We start from the raw sequence: 21,165 nt of genomic DNA, 5'->3' as shown, positions 1-21,165 counted from the left end.
CTACGGGTCGTTGCAAGCAACGTTCAAAAAGCTAACGCTTTTTGTCATTGCTTGTGCAAAGAAAACGAAGCAAAAGAAAGCACACCCTCGCACTCTTGCTAATCCTCATTCCAATAAGATTTTCCGGGCGGCAAAAAAAGAGATTTTTCTCGCCAGCTCGAAAAATTGACAGCTTTTTTTGCCTGAAAATCTTATTTGCATTCGGGCAAGAGTGAGAGGGAACCCAAAGCTATTTTATAGAAGTTTTTGACAAAATTTAGGTTTGTCAGCGGTCCGGAGCAGCAGATATGCTGCTTTCTTCAAGTATTAACGAATATGACGAACTAATTCCTGTACCAATTTTGGTCCATGATAAATCAGCCCAGAATAGAGTTGTAATAGCTCTGCTCCTGCTGCCATTTTTTGTTCAGCATTAGCTACACTATCAATGCCGCCACTGCCAATAATCGGAATCTCACCTTTTAACTCTTGATATAAGCGTGCAATGATTTTTGTACTTAAATCCTGTAATGGTTTACCACTTAAACCACCTTGCTGCTCTGCATTGGCTAAGCCAGTGACATTGTCACGAGATAAAGTGGTATTAGTCGCAATCACTCCATCAAATTGATGGCGACGCAAACTATCGGCAATAGCTACTAATTCAGCTTCTGTTAAATCAGGAGCAATTTTTAATGCAATCGGAACATATTTCTGCTGCTGTTCAGCTAAAACTCGTTGTTTTGCTTTAATTCCAGCTAATAAATCTTCCAATAATTCACCATACTGTAATTGTCGTAAGCCCGGTGAATTAGGTGAAGAAATATTGACGGTAATGTAATCCGCATAAGGATAAACCTTTTCCAAACAGACTAAGTAATCCTCTTTCCCTTTCTCTACTGGAGTAAAGGTATTCTTACCAATATTAATACCTAAGGTACCGTCATAACGTGATTTTTTAATATTTTCGATAACTTTATCCACGCCATCATTATTAAAACCATTACGGTTAATAATGCCTTCCGCTGAAATTAAACGAAATTGACGAGGCTTAGGATTACCCGGTTGCGGTAATGGTGTCACTGTACCAACCTCAATAAAACCAAAACCTAAAGCGCCAAAGCCATCAATTGCTTCTGCATTTTTATCAGCACCAGCCGCTAGACCAATCGGATTTTTAAAAGTAATGCCCATACATTGCTTTGGCGTACCAGCAACAGCCAACATCTTTTCTACTAAGCATTTTGCTGGACTTCGACCAACAGCACCTAACAATTTGATCGTTAATTCATGCGCCGTTTCTGCTTCAAGGGAAAACAACGCTTTGCGAATTAAAGGATACATACTCGTTTACCTCTCTGGATAATTTTACTGTAATGTTAATTATAAACCCTGATAAAAAAGAGATACCAATCGGTATCTCTTTCTCACTTTACTGTAATGCTTTCTCAATCTTTTCAAACAAATCTTTAGAAAGATTTTCTACATCTCTTAAACGTTCTAAGCCACGTTTCATCAAAGTTTGACGTTGATTATCATAACGTGCAAAACGAATTAATGGTTCGACTAAGCGTGCTGCAATTTGTGGATTTGAGTTATTTAAACGGATCAAAATATCTACTAAGAAACGATAACCAGAACCATCAATCATATGGAACGCATTCAAATTTTGTGAACAGAAGCTACCGACCAATGCACGTAAACGGTTCGGATTATTAAAGTTAAAACTTGGATGCTCCATTAAATGTGTCACAATTTCTAACACATTTTCATCTGGACGAGTCGCTTGAATAGCAAACCATTTATCCATTACTAAGCCATCGTGCTGCCATTTATGTTCAAAATCAGCCAATAATTCATCACGACAAGGTAGTTGTGCTTGTGCCGCTAATGTTAAAGCTGCCAACGTATCGGTCATATTGTTAGCATGAGTATAATGTTTCGCAACTAAGGTATTACCAAAATCGGTAAAGGCTAAATAACTCAAGCAAACATTATTAAAACTACGTAGTGCAATACTTTGTTGATCAATTTGATAGGTTTCCGTTTGCGTATGGTTGTATAAACGCAAAAACGCATCTTTTAAAGTATTGGCAATGGTTTTCTGCATAAAACTACGCACCACACGAATACCAACCGTATCAATCGTTTTAAATAATTCCGCGAACTCAGTCTCTTTTGGCAAGGTCAAGATCAAGGTTGTTACTTCAATATCTTGTTGATAATTTTCAACTAAATACTGCAACGCTTGGATCAATTCTGCCGATAATTGCAATTCTTGATTTTGTTGATAACGTTGCAAGTTTTGGCGTAATTCATTAGCAAATAACATTTGCGCCGCATCCCAACGTACAAAACCATTTTCTGCAAACTTCATTAACGTAATTAACTGCGCATTGGTATATGGGAAATCTAATTTTACCGGTGCCGAAAATTCACATAATAGTGCAGGTACTGGTTGTTTATACACTGGAGAAAATTCAAAAGTTTGCTCATATTGAGTCACATTTAATACATCACTCGCTAACTCTTCACCTTTCACTTTTAACGGTTGGCGCTCACCAGCAGCATCATATAGCGCAATACGCAATGGAATATGTAAATTCACTTTGTCCATTTGATCCATAGTGGATGGCGTCATTTGAGCAACATGCAAACGATAAGTTAAGGTATTAGCATCATATTCATCACCGACCGTCAATTCCGGTGTACCTGACTGACTGTACCAACGGCGGAATTGAGTTAAATCCACGCCAGAAGCGCGTTCCATTGCTGACACAAAGTCTTCGCAAGTCGCTGCGGTACCATCATTTTCCGCAATATAAAGCTTCATACCTGCTTGGAATTTTTCTTCACCTAATAAAGTGTGAATCATACGAATCACTTCTGCACCTTTTTCATAGACAGTAACGGTATAGAAGTTATTCATCTCAATCACTTTTTCTGGACGAATTGGATGCGCCATTGGGCTAGCATCTTCTGCAAATTGTACAGCACGTAAAAATTTCACATTATTGATACGATTAACATTACGTGAACCAGTATCAGAAGAAAACTCTTGATCGCGGAATACAGTCAAGCCCTCTTTTAAACTTAATTGGAACCAATCTCGACAAGTAACCCGATTTCCTGTCCAGTTATGAAAATATTCATGCGCAATAACTCGTTCAACATCAAGATAATCATTATCTGTGGCAGTTTGTGGATTTGCTAAGACAAATTTTGAATTAAAGATATTCAATCCTTTGTTTTCCATCGCACCCATATTGAAGAAATCAACTGCCACAATCATATAAATATCAAGATCGTATTCGAGATCGAAGCGTTCTTCATCCCACTTCATTGATTTTTTCAAACTCGCCATTGCCCAATCAGCACGATCTAAATTGCCTTTATCAACATATAATTCTAATGCGACTTCTCTACCGCTTTTGGTCACAAAAGTATCGCGCAATACATCAAAATCACCGGCAACTAAGGCAAATAAATAACTTGGTTTTGGGAAAGGATCTTGCCATTCAATCCAATGATAACCATTGTCTAATTCACCTTGACGAATACGATTGCCATTAGAAAGTAAGAATGGATATTTAGTTTTATCAGCAATAATGCGAGTGGTATAGCGTGCCAACACATCAGGACGATCCAACATATAAGTAATTTGGCGAAAACCTTCCGCTTCACATTGGGTACAAAGCGCATCGCCTGATTGATAGAGCCCTTGCAAAGAAGTGTTATGTGCCGGCGATAATAGAGTTACAATTTCCAACTCAAATTTTTCAGCACTCATTTCGCTAAGATCTAGCGTTAAACTTTCATTATCTTGCTGATAATTGCTGAAGTCTGCATCATTCAATTTAATTGAAGCAAATTGGAAACTATGTCCATCTAAACGTAAACTGGTTGCTTCAGGATTAAGTTTATGTACCAACGTTTTTGCTGTAACTTTTGTCTGCTCTGGATCTAGGCGAAATTCAAGAAAAATATCACTAATCGTAAAATCGGGTTTCTTATAATCTTTTCTATATTTAGCTTTTGGTAACATAAACTTGTCCATCCATAAAACACAAAAAACGTGTGCTAGGATAAAGTTTTCTGCCTTAAGTTGCAATCTACTTTCAAGGATTTTCAACGGTTGCCATTCATAACCCAACAAAATTTATCCAGCAACAATTTATAGTCATCATATTTCACTAATAATGAAGAAATGCTATCCTTATGCCCCCAACTTATCATAAAGGAAATTACTATGGCTCAACCTCAAATTGCGATTGTGATGGGTTCCAAAAGCGATTGGAGCACCATGCAAGAAGCTGCTAATATTCTCGATCAATTACAAGTTCCTTATCACGTTGAAATCGTTTCCGCACATCGTACCCCAGATAAACTATTCCAATTTGCTGAAAATGCACAACAAAATGGCTATAAAGTTATTATTGCTGGTGCAGGCGGTGCAGCACATTTACCAGGTATGTTGGCAGCTAAAACATTAGTGCCAGTATTAGGTGTGCCAGTCAAAAGCTCTATCTTAAGCGGTGTTGATAGCCTTTATTCGATTGTACAAATGCCGAAAGGTATTCCTGTTGGCACATTAGCAATTGGCCCTGCAGGCGCAGCAAATGCAGGTTTATTAGCAGCGCAAATCCTCGCTGTTTTTGATAACCAATTAAGTAATCGTTTGCGTGATTTCCGTACTCAGCAAACAGAAGATGTTTTAAATAATCCTGATCCACGTTTGATTAATTCATAATTATGCAAAAAAGCTCTCTTTATCCAACAATTTACGTTTTAGGAAGTGGTCAATTAGGCCGAATGTTACGTTACGCAGGCGCACCACTAGATATCAATGTTGTTCCGCTCGATTTTCATCAACAACCTTTTACTTTAGATGATAATGCTATTGTTACTGCTGAAATTGAACGTTGGCCAGAAACTGCATTAACTAATTTACTCGCTTCTCACCCAAATTTTATTAATCAAAAGATTTTTGCTCGTTTAGCCGATCGTTTAACGCAAAAGCAATTACTTGATGAGCTAAACTTAGCGACTTCACCTTGGTTACATCTCACTAAACAAACATCATGGCAACAAGTGTGGAAAGATGTCGCAACAAAAGTGGTCGTAAAACGTCGTACTGGCGGTTATGATGGTCGAGGTCAATGGATCGTTAATCAAAGCAATACTGATGTGATTACAGCAGATTTATTTGATGAAACCATTGCCGAAGCCTTTATTCCGTTTGATGGCGAGGTATCTCTAGTCGGTGCACGCTTCGCAAACGGGCGTACTTATTTCTATCCAATTACGCAAAATTTACAACAGCAAGGCATTTTACGTTACAGTGTCATTTCATCACTTACCCCTCATCCATTACAACAAGAAGCGGAACAAATGCTCGGTAAAATTATGCAGCATTTAGATTATGTCGGTGTAATGGCGATGGAGTGTTTTGTCGTTGATGGGCATCTGTTGATTAATGAATTAGCGCCACGTGTTCATAACAGCGGACACTGGACACAATTGGGCGCTAATATCAGCCAATTTGAATTGCACTTACGTGCATTATTAAACTTACCAACACCAGCTTTAGTTGCTCGTACGCCAACGGTGATGATTAATCTTATCGGTACAGAGCATCATCCAGATTGGTTAGCATTACCGTATGCACAATTGCATTGGTATGGCAAAGAAGTGCGTGCAGGTAGAAAACTAGGGCATATCAATATTGCACATCCTGATGTGCAACAATTAGTCAATATTTTGCAGCAAGCACAACCTTTATTACCAGAAGATTACCAATCTGGTTTAGCTTGGGCACAACAACAGCTATTAGCAAAATAAAGTGATTCTGCGCCAAGAAAGTGCTTGTCAAAGCCTTTATTTTGGCGCTATAAATAACAACCTATTCAAACACAGCAAATTTAGAGGAATATCCGATGTTTAAACATATTGAAGCAGCACCAGCAGATCCTATTCTTGGTTTAGGGGAAGCTTTTAAAGCTGAAACTCGTAGTAACAAAGTTAATTTAGGAATTGGTGTTTATAAAGATGCAAATGGGCAAACACCAATCGTTAAAGCAGTAAAAGAAGCGGAAAAACGTTTACTTGCTAATGAAAATACCAAAAACTATCTTGGAATTGATGGTTTAGCTGAATTTAACCGTCAAACACAAATTTTACTTTTCGGCGCTGATCACGATATCGTTAAAAACAAACGTGCAAAAACTGCACAAAGCTTAGGTGGTACAGGCGCTTTACGTATTGCGGCAGAATTTATTAAACGTCAAACTGCAGCGAAAAATGTCTGGATTAGTGCCCCAACTTGGCCAAATCACAATGCAATTTTTAAAGCTGTCGGTATGAACATCTGCGATTATCGTTACTATGATAAAACTACTCATGCTTTAGATTGGGATGGTATGTTGGAAGATTTAGCAAAAGCGCAAGCTGGCGATGTTGTGTTACTTCATGGCTGCTGCCACAACCCAACAGGGATTGACCCAACTCCAGAACAATGGGCAACATTAGCTAAAATGTCAGCAGAGAAAGGTTGGTTACCGCTCTTTGATTTCGCATATCAAGGTTTTGCTAATGGTTTAGAAGAAGATGCTGTTGGTTTACGTACTTTTGCTGCCAACCACAAAGAGTTATTGGTTTCTAGCTCATACTCTAAGAACTTTGGTTTATACAATGAACGTGTTGGTGCTTTCACTTTAGTTGCTGAAGATGAAGAAGTAGCAACCAGAGCGTTTAGCCAAGTAAAAACTATTATTCGTACCCTTTATTCTAACCCAGCAGCACATGGTGCAAGCGCTGTTGCTACCGTATTGGCTGATGATCAATTAAAAGCACAATGGATTGCTGAGTTAGATGAAATGCGCGGCAGAATCAAAGCAATGCGTCAAAAATTTGTTGAATTACTGGCTAAACATGGTGCAAAACAAAACTTTGATTTTATTATTCAACAAAATGGTATGTTCTCATTTAGTGGTTTAAGCGCTGAACAAGTTGATCGATTAAAAGAAGAATTTGCGATTTATGCAGTTCGTTCAGGCCGTATCAATGTTGCTGGTATTACTGAACAAAATATTGATTATCTCTGCGAAAGTATTGTTAAAGTGCTTTAATCCGCATTATGATGATTTTAGGGCGCAGATTGCGCCCTTTTTATTGTCCTAAAACTCTTCAACGACAAATTCAAACCAATCAATCACATCTTCTTCGTGAATTCCATCACGCATAAAAATATTATGCTTTTTCATCATTGATTGATCGCCGACTAAGAGAGGATGCCATTCAGGTAACGATTTTCCCTCATACAATAGACGATAAGCACAAGTTTTTGGCAACCACGTAAAATCAGGTAGATTTTTCTTAGTGAGTTTAGTGCAATCAGACATTAACTTGAAACGTTCCGCGTAATTGCCACAGCGTCCAGTATTTAAATCTAATAAATCACAAGCGATTCTTGTAAAATATAAACGCTCCCGTTTTCCTCTACCTTCAATAAATTTGCGATAACAACATTTACCACAACCATCACACAGTGCTTCCCACTCTGCTTCATTCATCTCTAATAATGTTTTTTGTTGCCAAAAATTCTCTTGCAATGCCATTTTTCTTAACTCATTCTCTCTACTTCACAAACTCCAATATCACAATAAGCTCAATTCATCATTTAGTTAAACTTATTAACAAAAAATAACCTTTTTTATAAAAAATTCTCTAAAATTTTTGTAAAAAAATAGAATTTTATCTAATTGATGAATTTTTTTACTAAATAAATTATTTGCTATTTGACGCAGCTCCTGATTTTTTGCTATATCTACTCACACAGAAAGTGATTTTAAGGAATGTCTATGATCGAACAATACTCTGCAATGCGTAACAACATCAATATGCTAGGTCATCTACTCGGTGAAACCATTAGTGATGCTCAAGGTAATGATATTTTACAACTGATTGAAAAAATTCGTATTTTATCTAAAAGTTCTCGTGCTGGCGATGAGCAAGCGCGCCAACAATTGCTAAACACATTACAAAACATTTCTACCGAAAATATTATTCCAGTTGCACGCGCTTTTAGTCAATTTCTTAATCTAACTAATATCGCAGAACAGTATCAAACCATTTCTCGTCATCATACCGATGAAGTGATGTCAGAACGCTCTATCGCAGCGCTTTTAACCCGTCTAAAAGCACAATCTACCGTTACCAAGGAACAGATTATTGCTGCAGTACAACAATTATTGGTGGAGTTAGTGCTAACAGCGCATCCAACTGAAGTAACTCGCCGTTCCCTTGTGCACAAATATGTAGAAATTAACAACTGTTTAGAACGTTTAGAAAATGCCGATTTAACTAAAAAAGAACGTCATCAAATTCAACGCCGTTTATTACAATTAATTGCTCAAGCATGGCATACCAATGAAATTCGCACACAACGTCCCACTCCATTTGAAGAAGCAAAATGGGGCTTTGCCGTCATTGAAAATAGCTTATGGTCAGCCGTTCCACAATTTCTACGTCAATTAAATGAAGATTTGGAAGAACATTTCCAATTCCAATTACCTGTCGATCTTGCTCCTGTGCGTTTTTCCTCATGGATGGGCGGAGATCGTGATGGTAATCCGTTCGTAACGGCAAAAATTACTCAACAGGTTTTATACCTTGCCCGTTGGAAAGCTGCTGAACTCTTTTTGACAGATATTCAACAGTTATCAGATGAACTTTCAATGATTGACTGTTCAGCAGAATTTAAAGCGAAATATGGTGATCATGCCGAACCTTATCGTGTTGTTGTCAAAGAATTGAGAACCCGTCTTAGCAATACCCTCAACTATTTTGATGACAAATTAGCTGATCGGACACCAATTATTGCAGAAAGCGACATCATCACTGATGACGATCAACTCTGGCAGCCATTATTCGATTGCTACCAATCTCTATCTGCGTGTGGTATGCGCATTATTGCTAATGGTTTATTACTCGACTGCTTGCGTCGTATCCGTTGTTTTGGTGTAACCTTATCACGTTTAGATATCCGCCAAGAAAGTACTCGTCATCAACAAGCAATTGCAGAAATTACCCGTTATATTGGTTTAGGTGATTATGCACAATGGAGCGAAGAAGATAAACAAGCATTCTTAATTCGTGAATTGAGCTCTCGTCGTCCATTAGTACCAAAAGACTGGCAACCATCCGAAGAAACCAAAGAAATTTTGGATACTTGCAAAGTAGTTGCACAACAACCAAAAGGTATCATCTCTTGTTACATTATCTCTATGGCGCGTACCGCATCAGATGTGCTAGCTGTACATTTATTATTAAAAGAAGCAGGTATTAAATATGCTCTTCCTGTCGTGCCACTGTTTGAAACCTTAGATGATCTTGATCGTTCACACAGTGTAATGCAGCAATTATTCGACATTGGTTGGTATCGTGGCATTATCAACAATAAACAGATGATTATGATCGGTTACTCCGATTCAGCCAAAGATGCTGGAATGATGGCAGCATCTTGGGCGCAATATCGTGCACAAGAAGCATTAGTTCAATTATGCGAAGAACGTCATATTGAATTAACTCTTTTCCATGGTCGTGGTGGTACTATCGGGCGTGGTGGCGCGCCAGCGCATGCTGCTCTGCTTTCACAGCCACCAAAATCACTCAAAAATGGCTTACGTGTTACTGAGCAAGGCGAAATGATCCGCTTTAAACTTGGTTTACCTGATGTAGCAGTTCAAAGCTTAGATCTCTATGCTAGCGCTATTTTGGAAGCGAACCTATTACCGCCACCGAATCCACAACAAGCGTGGCGTGAAATTATGGATGAGTTATCGCAAGTATCTTGTGATATTTACCGTCAGGTGGTTCGTGGTAATGAAAATTTTGTGCCTTACTTCCGCGCTGCAACACCAGAACAAGAGTTATCTCGCTTACCATTAGGTTCTCGTCCGGCGAAACGTAATCCAAAAGGTGGAGTGGAAAGTTTACGTGCGATTCCTTGGATCTTTGCCTGGATGCAAAACCGTTTAATGTTACCGGCATGGCTTGGTGTCGGCGCTTCATTACGTACCTTATTTGAAGAAGGAAAACGCAGTACTATTGAAGAGATGTGTAAATCATGGCCGTTCTTCTCAACCAGAATCGGTATGATTGAAATGGTCTTTAGTAAAACTGACCTCTGGTTAGCAGAATACTACGATCAGCGTTTAGTGCCACAGCAACTATGGCCATTAGGGCAATCTTTACGTGAACAATTGAAAGCCGATATTCAAACCTTGCTCTCATTATCACATGAAGATCAATTGATGGCAGATTTACCTTGGGTAGCGGAGTCAATTAAATTGCGTAATATCTACACCGATCCATTAAACTTGTTACAGGTGGAACTCTTGCACCGTTTACGTAGCGGTGAAACTGATCCGGCATTAGAACAAGCCTTAATGATCACAATTACTGGCATTGCTGCTGGTATGCGTAATACAGGTTAATCATTATTTTTTATCTTACACAAGCCTTATCATAGATAATTGATAAGGCTTTTCTTATTTCATTCTCAATTTAAAGTACATAATTCTCGCTAAATCCAGTAGAATAGCGCCCTAATTTTTTGATAAAACGAGATTATGGCATTATCACACACAATTCTTTCCATTCTTGCACACCAAGCAGCGACTGGTTATGACATTAGTAAGAAATTCTCGCAAACTTATGGCTTAATCTGGCAAGCGACGCATCAGCAAGTCTATCGCGAGCTAAATCAGCTGGAAAAACAAGGATTGATCTCTTTTTCACTACAATTTCAGCAAGGAAAACCAGATCGCAAAGAGTATCAATTGACGAACGAAGGGGAACAGCAGTTAAAGAAATGGTTGCTCGAAAGCACACTTAGTCATGGTATTTTGCGTGATGAGTTTATTTCGCGTATTTTGGCGGCGCTAAAATGTCACCCGAATATGGCGTTTACCGCTGTTAAGAAACGTGAGCAAGATCACCGACAATCAATCCATAAGATGCAACAATTAATGCTAGAATTAACTCGTCTTGAACACAAAACCTATTATGACGAATTGATGATTTTATTATTAAAACGTAGTATTCGGCACGAACAAGTCAGTCTGCAATGGTTAGAAAAAGATTTGCTACCAATGCTACAACAAATGATACAAGAATAAATAGTTAAAAGGAGATAACCAATGACCACCGAGATGAAACTTGATCCAGATACAGCGATTGATATTGCTTATGATATTTTTCTGGAGATGGCACCAGAAAATCTGGATCCTGCCGATATTTTATTATTTAACCTACAATTTGAAGAGCGCGGCGCCGTTGAAATGGTTGAAACCAGCGATGATTGGGAAAATGAAATTGGTACCTTAATTGATCCTGATGAATTTGCTGAAGTTTGGGTTGGTTTAATTAATGATAATGACGAAATGGATGACGTCTTTGCTAAAGTGTTAATTTCTCACCAAGAGGATGATCGTCAATACCATATTATTTGGAAAGAATAAGCTATTCTTTTCTCAATAAGAAATAATGCGTTTATAAAAAGCATATCGTTTTCCTATTTATAACCGAATACAATTTAGGCATTGAAAATTACCACTCAATTAAGGAGTAAAAAATGTCTTCAATGCCTACTCGTATGCCAATGTTATTTATTGGTCATGGTTCACCAATGCTTGCCATTACCGAAAATAAATTCACGCCAAAATGGCACGAAGCGATAGCTAAAATGCCAAAACCAAAAGCAGTTCTCTGTATTTCTGCTCATTGGCAAACTGATGATGTGATGGAAACCAGTAATCCTAATCCTGAATTGATCTATGATTTTTATGGTTTTCCAGAAGAGTTATATCAAGTGCAATACTCGGCTAAATCAGATCAGGAAGTAGTTGATGCAGTACAAGATTTATTGGCAGATTTAGTGCCTTTTCAACAAGATCAACAGCGTGGCTTAGATCATGGTTGTTGGGCAGTAATGAAGCATCTCTACCCTAATGCCGATATTCCAGTTATCCAATTGAGTTTGTGTTACCGTTTAACTCCGCAATCACATATTGCGCTGGCTAGACAATTAGCAGTACTTCGCCGAAAAGGTGTGTTGATTTTGGGTAGTGGTAATCTCATTCACAATTTGCGTTTACTTGATTGGCGCAATATGGATACACCGAATTATGGATTTGATTGGGCGAAGAACGCACAAAATTTACTATTAGATTTAATTGAAAAACACGATTTAGCTGCATTAGCCAATTATCAAGCATTAGGTGAAGATGTGATGAAAGCGATTAATAGTGGCGAACACTTTTTACCATTACTCTATATTTTGGCATTACGTGAACAAGATGAGCCATTAACTATTTTTAATCGTGAATTTGTTGGTGGTTCTTTGGATATGACGTGTGTGAAAATTGGTAACTAATAAAATATCTAATTCGTTTATAAAAGATATTATTAAACTCTTATTTCTTAATTAAGATTTAGGTTTCGCCCTAAAGGGCGAAACCCAATTTATTGTTGAATAATCCGCACTTCTAAAGAATCACCCTGTTTCAATTTCTCATCAACACGTGCAGTTTCAACACAAAGCATAGTACGATAACCATTCTCGCTAATCGCACTAGTTGGCGCTGTCCATGGATTCCATACCACGACATTACTCGCATTATGATGTTCTACTTCAATAAAACGTTTATTAGCTTTATCTTCAATATGGTTAATACGATTTTCACCAGAATAAATATAATCAGTATGTTTACTGATAGTTAATGGTGAAGGTACTTCAACCACAGCATCTGCTACCTTATCCATACATTGCTTCGGCAAACCAAAAATCGTAGTTTGTTCAATATCACCAATATTGAAATAAGTATGTAACGCCACTTGCGCTTCATCTTTCGCTAATTGGGTAAATTTCACGCGGCAATCTTCAGCAAATGACATTCTTACACGTGCAATCGCAATATTGTTTTCTGAATATAAGCCAAAGATTAATTTCACTTCATGTTCACTGACTTGCCAATCGCTTAACACCCATTGACGAATACGTGCAAAACCATGCGCTGGTTGTTGCGCGCCACCAAACCATGGATAACACAAAGGAATCCCACCGCGAATTGCGACACCTTGTTTAAACGGTTCTGCATCACTTAACCATAATAGATCTTGTGCTGATGATTTTGGTTGCCAACTTAATAATTGTGCGCCTTGTAAAGAAATAATCGCCTTGCCTGTGTTATGTTCCACGACAATCATTGATATTTCGTTGTAACGTTGCAGCGAAATATTAGGATGAATTTGTTCGATAAACTCCATTTTATTAAATAATGAGAATGTCATTTCTATTAACCTCAATGATAAAAAATATTGGCGCTAGCATAGATCGATTACTGTTTGAAAAAAAGTTATAATCTGAAAAATCTAATTTTTCTTGAGATAAATTAAAATTTGTTCAAAAAATAGCCCACAAAGATGTCAAAAAAACAACAGCTCAAGCAAATTTTTTCTAAAGATGGCTTATTAAGCCAATCCATTACGCAATTTCAACCTCGTAACGAGCAAATTGAAATGGCGCATACCGTCTTAGAAACGATTGAGCAAAAATCACAATTAATTATTGAAGCTGGCACAGGGACAGGAAAAACGTTTGCTTACTTAATTCCGGCTCTATTAAGCCAACAAAAGGCTATCATTTCGACTGGTTCAAAAAATTTACAAGATCAGCTTTTTCAGCGTGATTTACCCACCATTACTAAAGCAATGGGCTTTAGTGGCAAAATTGCCTTACTAAAAGGGCGCGCCAATTATCTCTGTCTAGAACGTTTAGATCGATTACACACGCGCGGTTTTATCGGTGATCGTTCACTACTAAATGACTTTCGGGCGCTGCAATCTTGGCGTAATGCAACCAAAAGTGGCGATTTAAACGAATGTACTGCTCTAGCCGAGGATAGCGCTTTAATTCCACAAATTGTAAGTACAGCGGAAAACTGTCTAGGTTCAGACTGCCCTTTTTATAAAGATTGTTTTGTCTTAAAAGCTCGCAAGAAAGCGCTTGATGCTGATCTCGTTGTCATCAATCATCATCTCTTTTTTGCCGATATGGCGATTAAGGAAGAGGGCTTTGGTGAATTGATCCCTAATGCACAAATTATTATTTTTGATGAAGCACATCAATTACCTACCATTGCCTGCCAATATTTCGGGGAAACGCTAAGTTCTCTTCAATTATTTGAACTCTGTCACGATACGGAAATTGTTTATCGTACCGAATTAAAAGATATGAAACAGCTCGGCACCGCAGCCGATATTGTGCAAAAAGTAGTGCAAGATTTTCGCTTATTATTAGGAATAGAAAATCAGCGTGGCGATCTGCGTCAATTATTCTCACAAGAAAAAGTCGTCGCTTCGTTTCAGTTATTACAGGAAAAGCTGTCATTTTTATTAGAAGCTGCCCGCTTCGGTGAAAAACGTTCTGAAACTCTCGATAAAATTATTGAACGCATTACAACGCTATTAAACCTAGCTGGCCGACTGCAACAAGTTCAGCAAGTAGGTTATTGTTATTGGTTTGAAACCTTTAATAAACACTTTAGCTTACATATTACGCCTTTAACGATTGCCGACAAATTCCAACAGCAGATTAATAAGCAAGAAGCGGCTTGGATTTTCACTTCTGCCACGCTTGATTCAGGTGATAATTTTAGTCATTATGCTGCAGATTTAGGAATTACCACTGCCCAGAAAAAAATCTTGCATAGTCCATTTAATTATCCTGAACAAGCGCTTTTGTGTATTCCTCGTTATTTGCCAGAAAGCAATCGTCAGCATACTTTAGAACAATTGGCAAAAATGTTATTACCAATTATTGAAGCGAATCAAGGAAATTGCTTCTTATTATGTACCTCCAATTTCATGATGAAAGGTTTTGCTAATTATTTGCGTTCACATAGTAAATTGAATGTATTACTGCAAGGAGAAACCAGTAAAAGTCAGCTATTACAACAATTTACACGTAAAAAGCATTCGGTATTAGTAGCCACACAAAGTTTTTGGGAAGGTGTTGATGTGCGTGGTGATGCGCTTTCCTTAGTGATTATTGATAAGTTGCCTTTTGCGGCACCAGATGAACCTTTGCTGAAAGCGAGAATGGAAGATTGTCGTTTACAAGGCGGCGATCCTTTCTATGATATTCAACTGCCAGAAACCATTATCACCTTAAAGCAAGGTGTTGGGCGCTTAATTCGCGATGTTAATGATCGTGGCGCAATTATTATTTGTGATGCTCGTTTAGTAATGCGTCCTTATGGACAGCTCTTTTTAAAAAGTTTACCACCAGCACAGCGTACTCGTGACCTTGGAAAAGTGGTACAATTTTTGCAAAAAATTAGGAATAAACAATGATGAAACCAACTTTACTTGCATTAGACACCTCAACTGAGGCTTGTTCTGTTGCTCTTTTATATCGTAATGAATTAACTTATTTAGAAGAAATTGCGCAACGCACCCACACTCAACGCATTTTACCTATGGTGGATCAGTTATTGCAGCAATCTGGTTTGCAATTATCACAACTAGACGGTTTAGTACTAGGACGTGGCCCTGGTAGTTTTACTGGAGTGCGTGTTGGGGTTTCCGTCGCACAAGGATTGGCTTTGGGTGCAGACTTACCGATTTATCCAGTTTCGACCTTAACCGCAATGGCGCAAGCTGCCTATGAAACTGAACAAGCTACTCACGTTTTGAGTGCGATTGATGCAAGAATGAATGAAGTTTACTTTGCTCAACTTAAACATCAAAAAGTCACAATCGACAGTAATCAATATGATGATTGGCAGTTGTTACAAGCAGAACAAGTCATAGCGCCTGAATTATTAAGCCAGCAATTAACAGGGATAAGCGAGGATTATTACAAAACTGGTACAGGCTGGGCGGCTTATCCTGCCTTAAATTCAATTCCAGGCAAACTTTCGCAAGTTACGTTGCCAGCAGCTCGTTATATGTTGCCATTAGCGTTACTTGCTTATGCTAAACAACAATCTGTCACTGCGGCAGAGATTGAGCCAATTTATTTGCGTAATGAGGTGACGTGGAAGAAGTTACCGGGTAGGGAATAATGAGATGTAATTTATATCTCATTTCAGCTTACTGGCTAAAGATATCGAACTATCAGTTGAATTCTCTCTTAATAATGATTTAGTTTTCGCCCTAAAGGGCGACCTACTTTTCTTTGTATGTCCAAAGAAAAGTAGGCAAAAGAAATACACCCTCACACTCTTGCTAGTCCTCATTCCAATAAGATTTTCCGAGCGGCAAAAAAAGAGATTTTTCTCGCCAGCTCGAAAAATTGACAGCTTTTTTTGCCTGAAAATCTTATTTACATTCGGGCAAGAGTAAGAGGGAACCCATAAGACTTTCATTAAGATTATTAATAAAATACAGAACGGGCTGTAATTTACAACCCGTTCTCTTATATCAATTTCAAAATTATTTTTTCTCTAAACTTAAAAGATCACTGGTTTCTAAAGAAGATTTATCCTCAATTTTCATCGTATCTTTTAAGCATTGCTGACGAATTTGTTGTGCAGCAACAGTATCCTTAGCTTTTTCTGCTAAATAAGCTGCAACAGTATAATCTTGCACTTCAAGAACTGATTTATCTTCAAATGCCAACACTTTAGCAAAGGCTTCACGTGCTTTATCAAACTGATTAGCTCGTAATAATAAATATCCTTTAGCACGTGCAAAACCACAAGCAATAGGCCCTGTGGCATCAGTTTTATCGCTTACTTTTTCTAACAATTTCACTAATTTTTCACTGTTGCTTACTTGTAAACGTGCTACTTGTGCTAAGAATGATGACATATCACTATTATCAATACGTTTCAGATTCTCTAACACTAACTGATAAGCTGATTGATGATCATCACTATCAATTAGACGGCGAATCATACCAACAATGACATAACTATCTTGACGGCGAGAACGAGGTTGATCCGGCCACCAATTGAGTAACCCCTCTACACCCTCTTCATTCATTTTTTCATCTAATAAACCGTCTAACACTTGGTGATATAACTCTTTAAAACCATCTCCAGTATATAAGCCACTTTTTGCAATTTGCGGTAATAGCTTATCTAATGCGGAATATGCATGCGAACGAAGATAGATCGTAACAGCTAAACGTAATACTTCAACATTTTGCGGTGCTAATACAAGCAAGCTATCCACCGCAGTTCTCGCAGTCGGCAATTTATTTTGCTGTAATAAAATACGTGTACGCGCTAATTCCACAATAAGATTATCTGGACCAGCTAATTCTGTTGCTTCAATCAGATATTTATTAGCGCTAAATTCATCACCACGTTGTTGTGCCGCTTCTGCCGCTTTTACAAAATTCAGAATTGGTTCCGATGAATGTTTAGCATTTTTACCAATTAATTTTTCTGCTTTAGCGTAATTACCCTCATCCATTTTCACAAAACCTTGCAAAATTTGTTGTTGAGCTTTACGTCTTTTACGCACAGAAAACCAATTATAGGTACCGCTGCTAAGACGGAAGAAACGGGTAATTACCCACTCAATTCCATAAACAAGAGCTAATGCAATGACAAAGAACACCACTAACATTGTAATACTCATTTCAATGCTAAGCGTGTCAGTTAAGATACGAACATAACCTTGCTTGCCCGAAATATACGGCCCTGCAATAAAGCCCACCAGCAAGATTAACATCAAGAATAATACTCTAAACATATGCTCTTTCTCCTACTATTCTGTTTTCGCTGGTTGTTCAGGAGCGGCGTTTTCTGACGCACTTGGTTGCTGCTCTTCGGCTTGACCTTTAGTTTCAGAAGAATTTGCTGGTTCTGACGCTTGCGGTTGTGCAGCTTCTGGATTTTTTTCCTTCGCTTTGGCTTCTTCTGCTTTATTCTCTTCTAAAATTGTTGGATTTGCCTTCATTTCCACTTTTTCAATCTTATGTGGTTGTTTATGCAAAATCTCATCTAAAATAGTTAAGCTTTCAAAGGTATTTGGCGCATCAACATAAATTGACTCTTCAGAAAGATCATCTAATTGTTGTAAGAAACGTTGTACCAATACACTATCCGTATTGAAATAACTTCTTACCCAAGAGGTCACCACTTCTAATGAACTCTTATAAAGTTCATTTTGCTGACGTGGTACTGCCAATAGAGCAATTTGTAAACGTAAACGGATATTTTCACGTAAATAAACATCTTGATTTGGCGCTAACAGCGCTTTCTCAACTGGATCCCGCGGTTGGATACGAATAAAGTGATTCAAGAACGAAGTTGCTGATTTTTGCATATTTGTACGCCAATCACTAATCGAATCCGATAACTCGCCATTATCATCAGTTGCATTATCACTAGAAAGATCCAACACTTCCAAATCATCAACCGCATTCGCTAATTGCGATAATTTTTGCATAATCGCATTCTGATCAACGTCATTAACATCTGCAAGACGTTTTAAATCTTGAGCAATCGCAGTACGTACACTAATCGCTCGTGGATCAGAAACATCATTCAACACACTATCAGCTTCTTTCAGCAATGAAATCGCCGTACTCAAATCATTATCAATAATCAATTTACGCTGCGCATTGCTTAATAAGAAATCCGCTTCCGACATTAACCATTCATTTGGCTGGCTTTCTGCTTTATCTGCCACTGCTTTATTTAATTGCGACTGTAACGCAATAATTTGTTGTTCCGTAATTCCGCGATTTTGCTGCAATGAATCCAACGCTGTTTTAGTCGCAGCCAACTCATTTGTCGTATTGACTAACGCATTTTTCACTGCATCAAATTCGGCTTTACTTACTGTATCAGTTGGTGTCGCTTGCGCAGTTGCTTGTTGTTGAGATTCTAAAGTCGCAATCTGTTGTTGTAATTGATTGAGCTGTTGTTGCCCTAAATAATAACCTGCACCACCAACGCCCAATGCGACTAATAATGCTAATAAGGCAATGCCTTTACCACCAGAAGATTTTTTCATTTCTTCTTTATCAGAAACTTTATTTTTTTGTGGTTGAGAATGATTTTCTGCTGCTGTTGTGGTTTTGACTGTTTCCACTTTTTTACTTTCCGCTTTATTTTCAGCTTTTTGTGGTTCTTTTTTCACGTCTGCTTCTTTTTTTGATGGGTTAGTTGTTGAATTATCTATTTGAGGTGTTGTGACATTTTCAGTTGAATTTGTTTCACCTGTGCTAGGAGTAACCTCTGCATTTACCTCTGTATCTTTTTGAATATCAGTTTCATCATGTTGTTTTTTCATCGCTACTCCTACTTTATTATTTATCTCGTGAATGGGGATAAAACGATAATATCGCTTTCAATAAACTAGCATTGTCTGCCTTTTCAGTGAGAATCACTTTATCTTCTTGCCAACCCGCTGTTATTGCTAATTGTGCAATCCGATCACTAATCACCACCAACTTACAATTTAATAACCAATTATGTTCACTTTTAGGAATAAAATCCAGTAAATACCGTAAAATTTCGCCACTAGTCACCACAATCGTATCAATGCCTGCGCGCGAAAATAACATTAATTCTTTTTCATCCAATTGTTGCAATTCACGATGGTAGCAAGCCACCATTTCTACATTAGCACCTTGCTGTGCCAATTGCTCTGGTAATAATTCTCTTCCTTGCTGCCCACGTAAAATCAATATATTTTTCTGTTGGCACTCTTGCAGCAGTGGTAATGCTAATACGCCTTCGCTATTTTCTTGCGCAAACGGATAATGCACCGGTTGCTGCGTTGCTGCTGTTAATAACATCGCTGTTTTACGCCCTACCGCGATATACGATAAATCAGTACGCCATGAAAAACCTGTATTTTTCAACGCCTGTTCCGCATAATATACCGCATACTGCGACACACAAATCACGCAATCTCCAGCATTTAATTGTTGCAATTTTTGTGGCAATTGATTGATTTGCTCACCGGCAACAATTTTAATAAAGGGCACGTGAATCGCGGCAATACCTTCACGATTTAACATTTCTGTTAAAACTTGACCAGATTCTTCCGGACGTGTAACTAGAATGCCCATAAACTTAAACTAACGCCTGCGCTAATAATTTTTCTGCACCTTGTGCTAACAAGGATTCTGCAACTTGGATACCTAATTGCGTTGCTTGCGATCTTGGCGCTACTCCTTCTGCGCGCAAAACTTCACTACCATCAACCGCCCCCACTAACGCACGTAAATGAAGTTGCTCACCTGACAAAATAGCATAACCAGCGATAGGCACTTGGCAGCCACCTTGTAAACGATTATTCATTGCTCGTTCCGCAATAACACGATCCCAAGTATCTTGATGTAATAAAGGTTTCAATAATTGATTAACCCACTCATCATCAACGCGGCATTCTACGCCTACAGCGCCCTGTCCAACCGCTGGTAAAGAGGTTTCAGCTTCAATAAAACTACGGATACGTTGCTGTTCACCTAAACGGATTAACCCTGCGGCAGCTAAAATAATTGCATCATATTCGCCGTCATCTAATTTTCTTAAACGTGTTCCGACATTACCACGTAATGTTTTCAATTCCATATCTGGACGTAATGCTTTTAACTGACATTGACGGCGCAAACTCGACGTTCCAACTACAGCATTCTGCGGTAATTCTGCTAATGAAGCATATCGATTGGAAACAAAGGCATCACGTGGATCTTCTCGCTCACAAATGATACTTAAATGTAATCCTTCTGGAAATTGCATTGGTACATCTTTCATTGAATGAACCGCAATATCCGCTCTATGTTCCAATAACGCTAATTCTAACTCTTTAACAAATAACCCTTTACCACCAATTTTAGCTAATGGTGTATCTAATAACACATCACCTTTTGTCACCATTGTGACTAATTCAACAGTAAGTTGTGGATATAAAGATTCTAATTGTTGTTTGATAAAATTGGCTTGCCATAAGGCTAAAGGACTTTGCCGAGTTGCAATACGGATAACATCTTTTTGCATAATTCACTCTTTTATGATTAACTTATTATTCATTGTTTTAATGAATTTATATCCTATCATTGTTGCCTGGCGTTGTCAGTGCTTAGAAACAGAATCTTCATTGAGTTGAATCAAAAACTTCGCATCTGAACTAGCTCGAGTATTTACCAAGTTA

The 21,165-nt window shown here is 38.1% G+C and carries 17 protein-coding genes; 9 read left to right on the top strand and 8 right to left on the bottom strand.

The features are described 5' to 3' along the window. Positions 1-306: 306 nt before the first annotated feature. Both pyrD and pepN read right to left on the bottom strand, forming a co-directional pair. Entirely contained in the window at positions 307-1,323 is a 1,017-nt protein-coding gene (gene pyrD / locus NYR30_RS04895; RefSeq protein ID WP_302502176.1) for a quinone-dependent dihydroorotate dehydrogenase, read from the bottom strand. Positions 1,324-1,411: 88 nt separating this feature from the next. Next, on the bottom strand, positions 1,412-4,024 hold the full coding sequence (gene pepN, locus NYR30_RS04890) for an aminopeptidase N (RefSeq protein WP_302502174.1): 2,613 nt from the start codon (positions 4,022-4,024) through the stop codon (positions 1,412-1,414). A 204-nt stretch (positions 4,025-4,228) separates the two neighbouring features. Here pepN and purE point away from each other — a divergent pair, with 204 nt between their 5' ends. The 3 genes from purE to NYR30_RS04875 all read left to right on the top strand — a co-directional run bounded on the left by purE (position 4,229) and on the right by NYR30_RS04875 (position 7,106). Further along, positions 4,229-4,729 carry a 5-(carboxyamino)imidazole ribonucleotide mutase gene (gene purE / locus NYR30_RS04885; protein ID WP_066105463.1) on the top strand — a complete coding sequence of 167 codons (501 nt, stop codon included), beginning with the start codon at positions 4,229-4,231 and terminating at the stop codon, positions 4,727-4,729. A 2-nt stretch (positions 4,730-4,731) separates the two neighbouring features. Next, positions 4,732-5,820, top strand: coding sequence for a 5-(carboxyamino)imidazole ribonucleotide synthase (purK, locus tag NYR30_RS04880; RefSeq protein WP_302502171.1), 1,089 nt, complete (start codon positions 4,732-4,734; stop codon positions 5,818-5,820). A gap of 95 nt (positions 5,821-5,915) precedes the next feature. Then, positions 5,916-7,106 carry an amino acid aminotransferase gene (locus NYR30_RS04875; protein ID WP_302502170.1) on the top strand — a complete coding sequence of 397 codons (1,191 nt, stop codon included), beginning with the start codon at positions 5,916-5,918 and terminating at the stop codon, positions 7,104-7,106. Positions 7,107-7,154: 48 nt separating this feature from the next. Here NYR30_RS04875 and NYR30_RS04870 read toward each other — a convergent pair whose 3' ends face one another. After that, a complete protein-coding gene (locus NYR30_RS04870; RefSeq protein WP_302502168.1) occupies positions 7,155-7,595 on the bottom strand; it encodes a YcgN family cysteine cluster protein in 441 nt (146 codons plus the stop codon). Between the two features lie 243 nt (positions 7,596-7,838). Here NYR30_RS04870 and ppc point away from each other — a divergent pair, with 243 nt between their 5' ends. From ppc to NYR30_RS04850, 4 genes are all read left to right on the top strand, one after another. Then, positions 7,839-10,475, top strand: coding sequence for a phosphoenolpyruvate carboxylase (gene ppc / locus NYR30_RS04865; protein ID WP_302502167.1), 2,637 nt, complete (start codon positions 7,839-7,841; stop codon positions 10,473-10,475). 135 nt (positions 10,476-10,610) lie between these two features. Then, complete coding sequence (locus NYR30_RS04860) at positions 10,611-11,159, top strand: PadR family transcriptional regulator (RefSeq protein WP_302502166.1); 549 nt, start codon at positions 10,611-10,613, stop codon at positions 11,157-11,159. Between the two features lie 21 nt (positions 11,160-11,180). Continuing rightward, positions 11,181-11,501 (top strand): HI1450 family dsDNA-mimic protein, encoded by a 321-nt coding sequence (locus NYR30_RS04855; protein ID WP_066105442.1) that lies wholly within the window; start codon positions 11,181-11,183, stop codon positions 11,499-11,501. A 113-nt stretch (positions 11,502-11,614) separates the two neighbouring features. Then, entirely contained in the window at positions 11,615-12,415 is an 801-nt protein-coding gene (locus tag NYR30_RS04850; RefSeq protein ID WP_302502165.1) for a dioxygenase family protein, read from the top strand. Positions 12,416-12,504: 89 nt separating this feature from the next. On the opposite strand, the gene NYR30_RS04845 is transcribed toward NYR30_RS04850, so the two are convergent. Further along, on the bottom strand, positions 12,505-13,332 hold the full coding sequence (locus NYR30_RS04845) for a D-hexose-6-phosphate mutarotase (protein ID WP_302502163.1): 828 nt from the start codon (positions 13,330-13,332) through the stop codon (positions 12,505-12,507). A gap of 132 nt (positions 13,333-13,464) precedes the next feature. Between NYR30_RS04845 and yoaA the strand changes: the two genes are divergently transcribed. Both yoaA and tsaB read left to right on the top strand, forming a co-directional pair. Further along, on the top strand, positions 13,465-15,396 hold the full coding sequence (yoaA, locus tag NYR30_RS04840; protein ID WP_302502162.1) for a DNA repair helicase YoaA: 1,932 nt from the start codon (positions 13,465-13,467) through the stop codon (positions 15,394-15,396). Next, entirely contained in the window at positions 15,393-16,109 is a 717-nt protein-coding gene (gene tsaB / locus NYR30_RS04835; protein WP_066111510.1) for a tRNA (adenosine(37)-N6)-threonylcarbamoyltransferase complex dimerization subunit type 1 TsaB, read from the top strand. The genes yoaA and tsaB overlap by 4 nt, the downstream gene beginning before the upstream one ends. A gap of 370 nt (positions 16,110-16,479) precedes the next feature. Here tsaB and NYR30_RS04830 read toward each other — a convergent pair whose 3' ends face one another. From NYR30_RS04830 to hemC, 4 genes are read right to left on the bottom strand one after another with little or no spacing between them, the layout of a single operon-like run. Beyond that, entirely contained in the window at positions 16,480-17,748 is a 1,269-nt protein-coding gene (locus tag NYR30_RS04830) for a heme biosynthesis protein HemY (RefSeq protein ID WP_066114176.1), read from the bottom strand. Between the two features lie 15 nt (positions 17,749-17,763). Beyond that, positions 17,764-19,296 (bottom strand): uroporphyrinogen-III C-methyltransferase, encoded by a 1,533-nt coding sequence (locus tag NYR30_RS04825; protein ID WP_302502159.1) that lies wholly within the window; start codon positions 19,294-19,296, stop codon positions 17,764-17,766. A 16-nt stretch (positions 19,297-19,312) separates the two neighbouring features. After that, positions 19,313-20,080 carry a uroporphyrinogen-III synthase gene (locus NYR30_RS04820; RefSeq protein WP_302502156.1) on the bottom strand — a complete coding sequence of 256 codons (768 nt, stop codon included), beginning with the start codon at positions 20,078-20,080 and terminating at the stop codon, positions 19,313-19,315. Positions 20,081-20,084: 4 nt separating this feature from the next. After that, a complete protein-coding gene (gene hemC / locus NYR30_RS04815) occupies positions 20,085-21,011 on the bottom strand; it encodes a hydroxymethylbilane synthase (RefSeq protein ID WP_302502154.1) in 927 nt (308 codons plus the stop codon). Between the last annotated feature and the right edge of the window lie 154 nt (positions 21,012-21,165).

It is taken from the genome of Gallibacterium salpingitidis, from assembly GCF_030517105.1.
Classification (GTDB): Bacteria; Pseudomonadota; Gammaproteobacteria; order Enterobacterales; family Pasteurellaceae; genus Gallibacterium; species Gallibacterium salpingitidis.
Note: the sequence above shows the minus strand (reverse complement) of the source record. Positions and strands in the feature narration are given on the sequence as shown.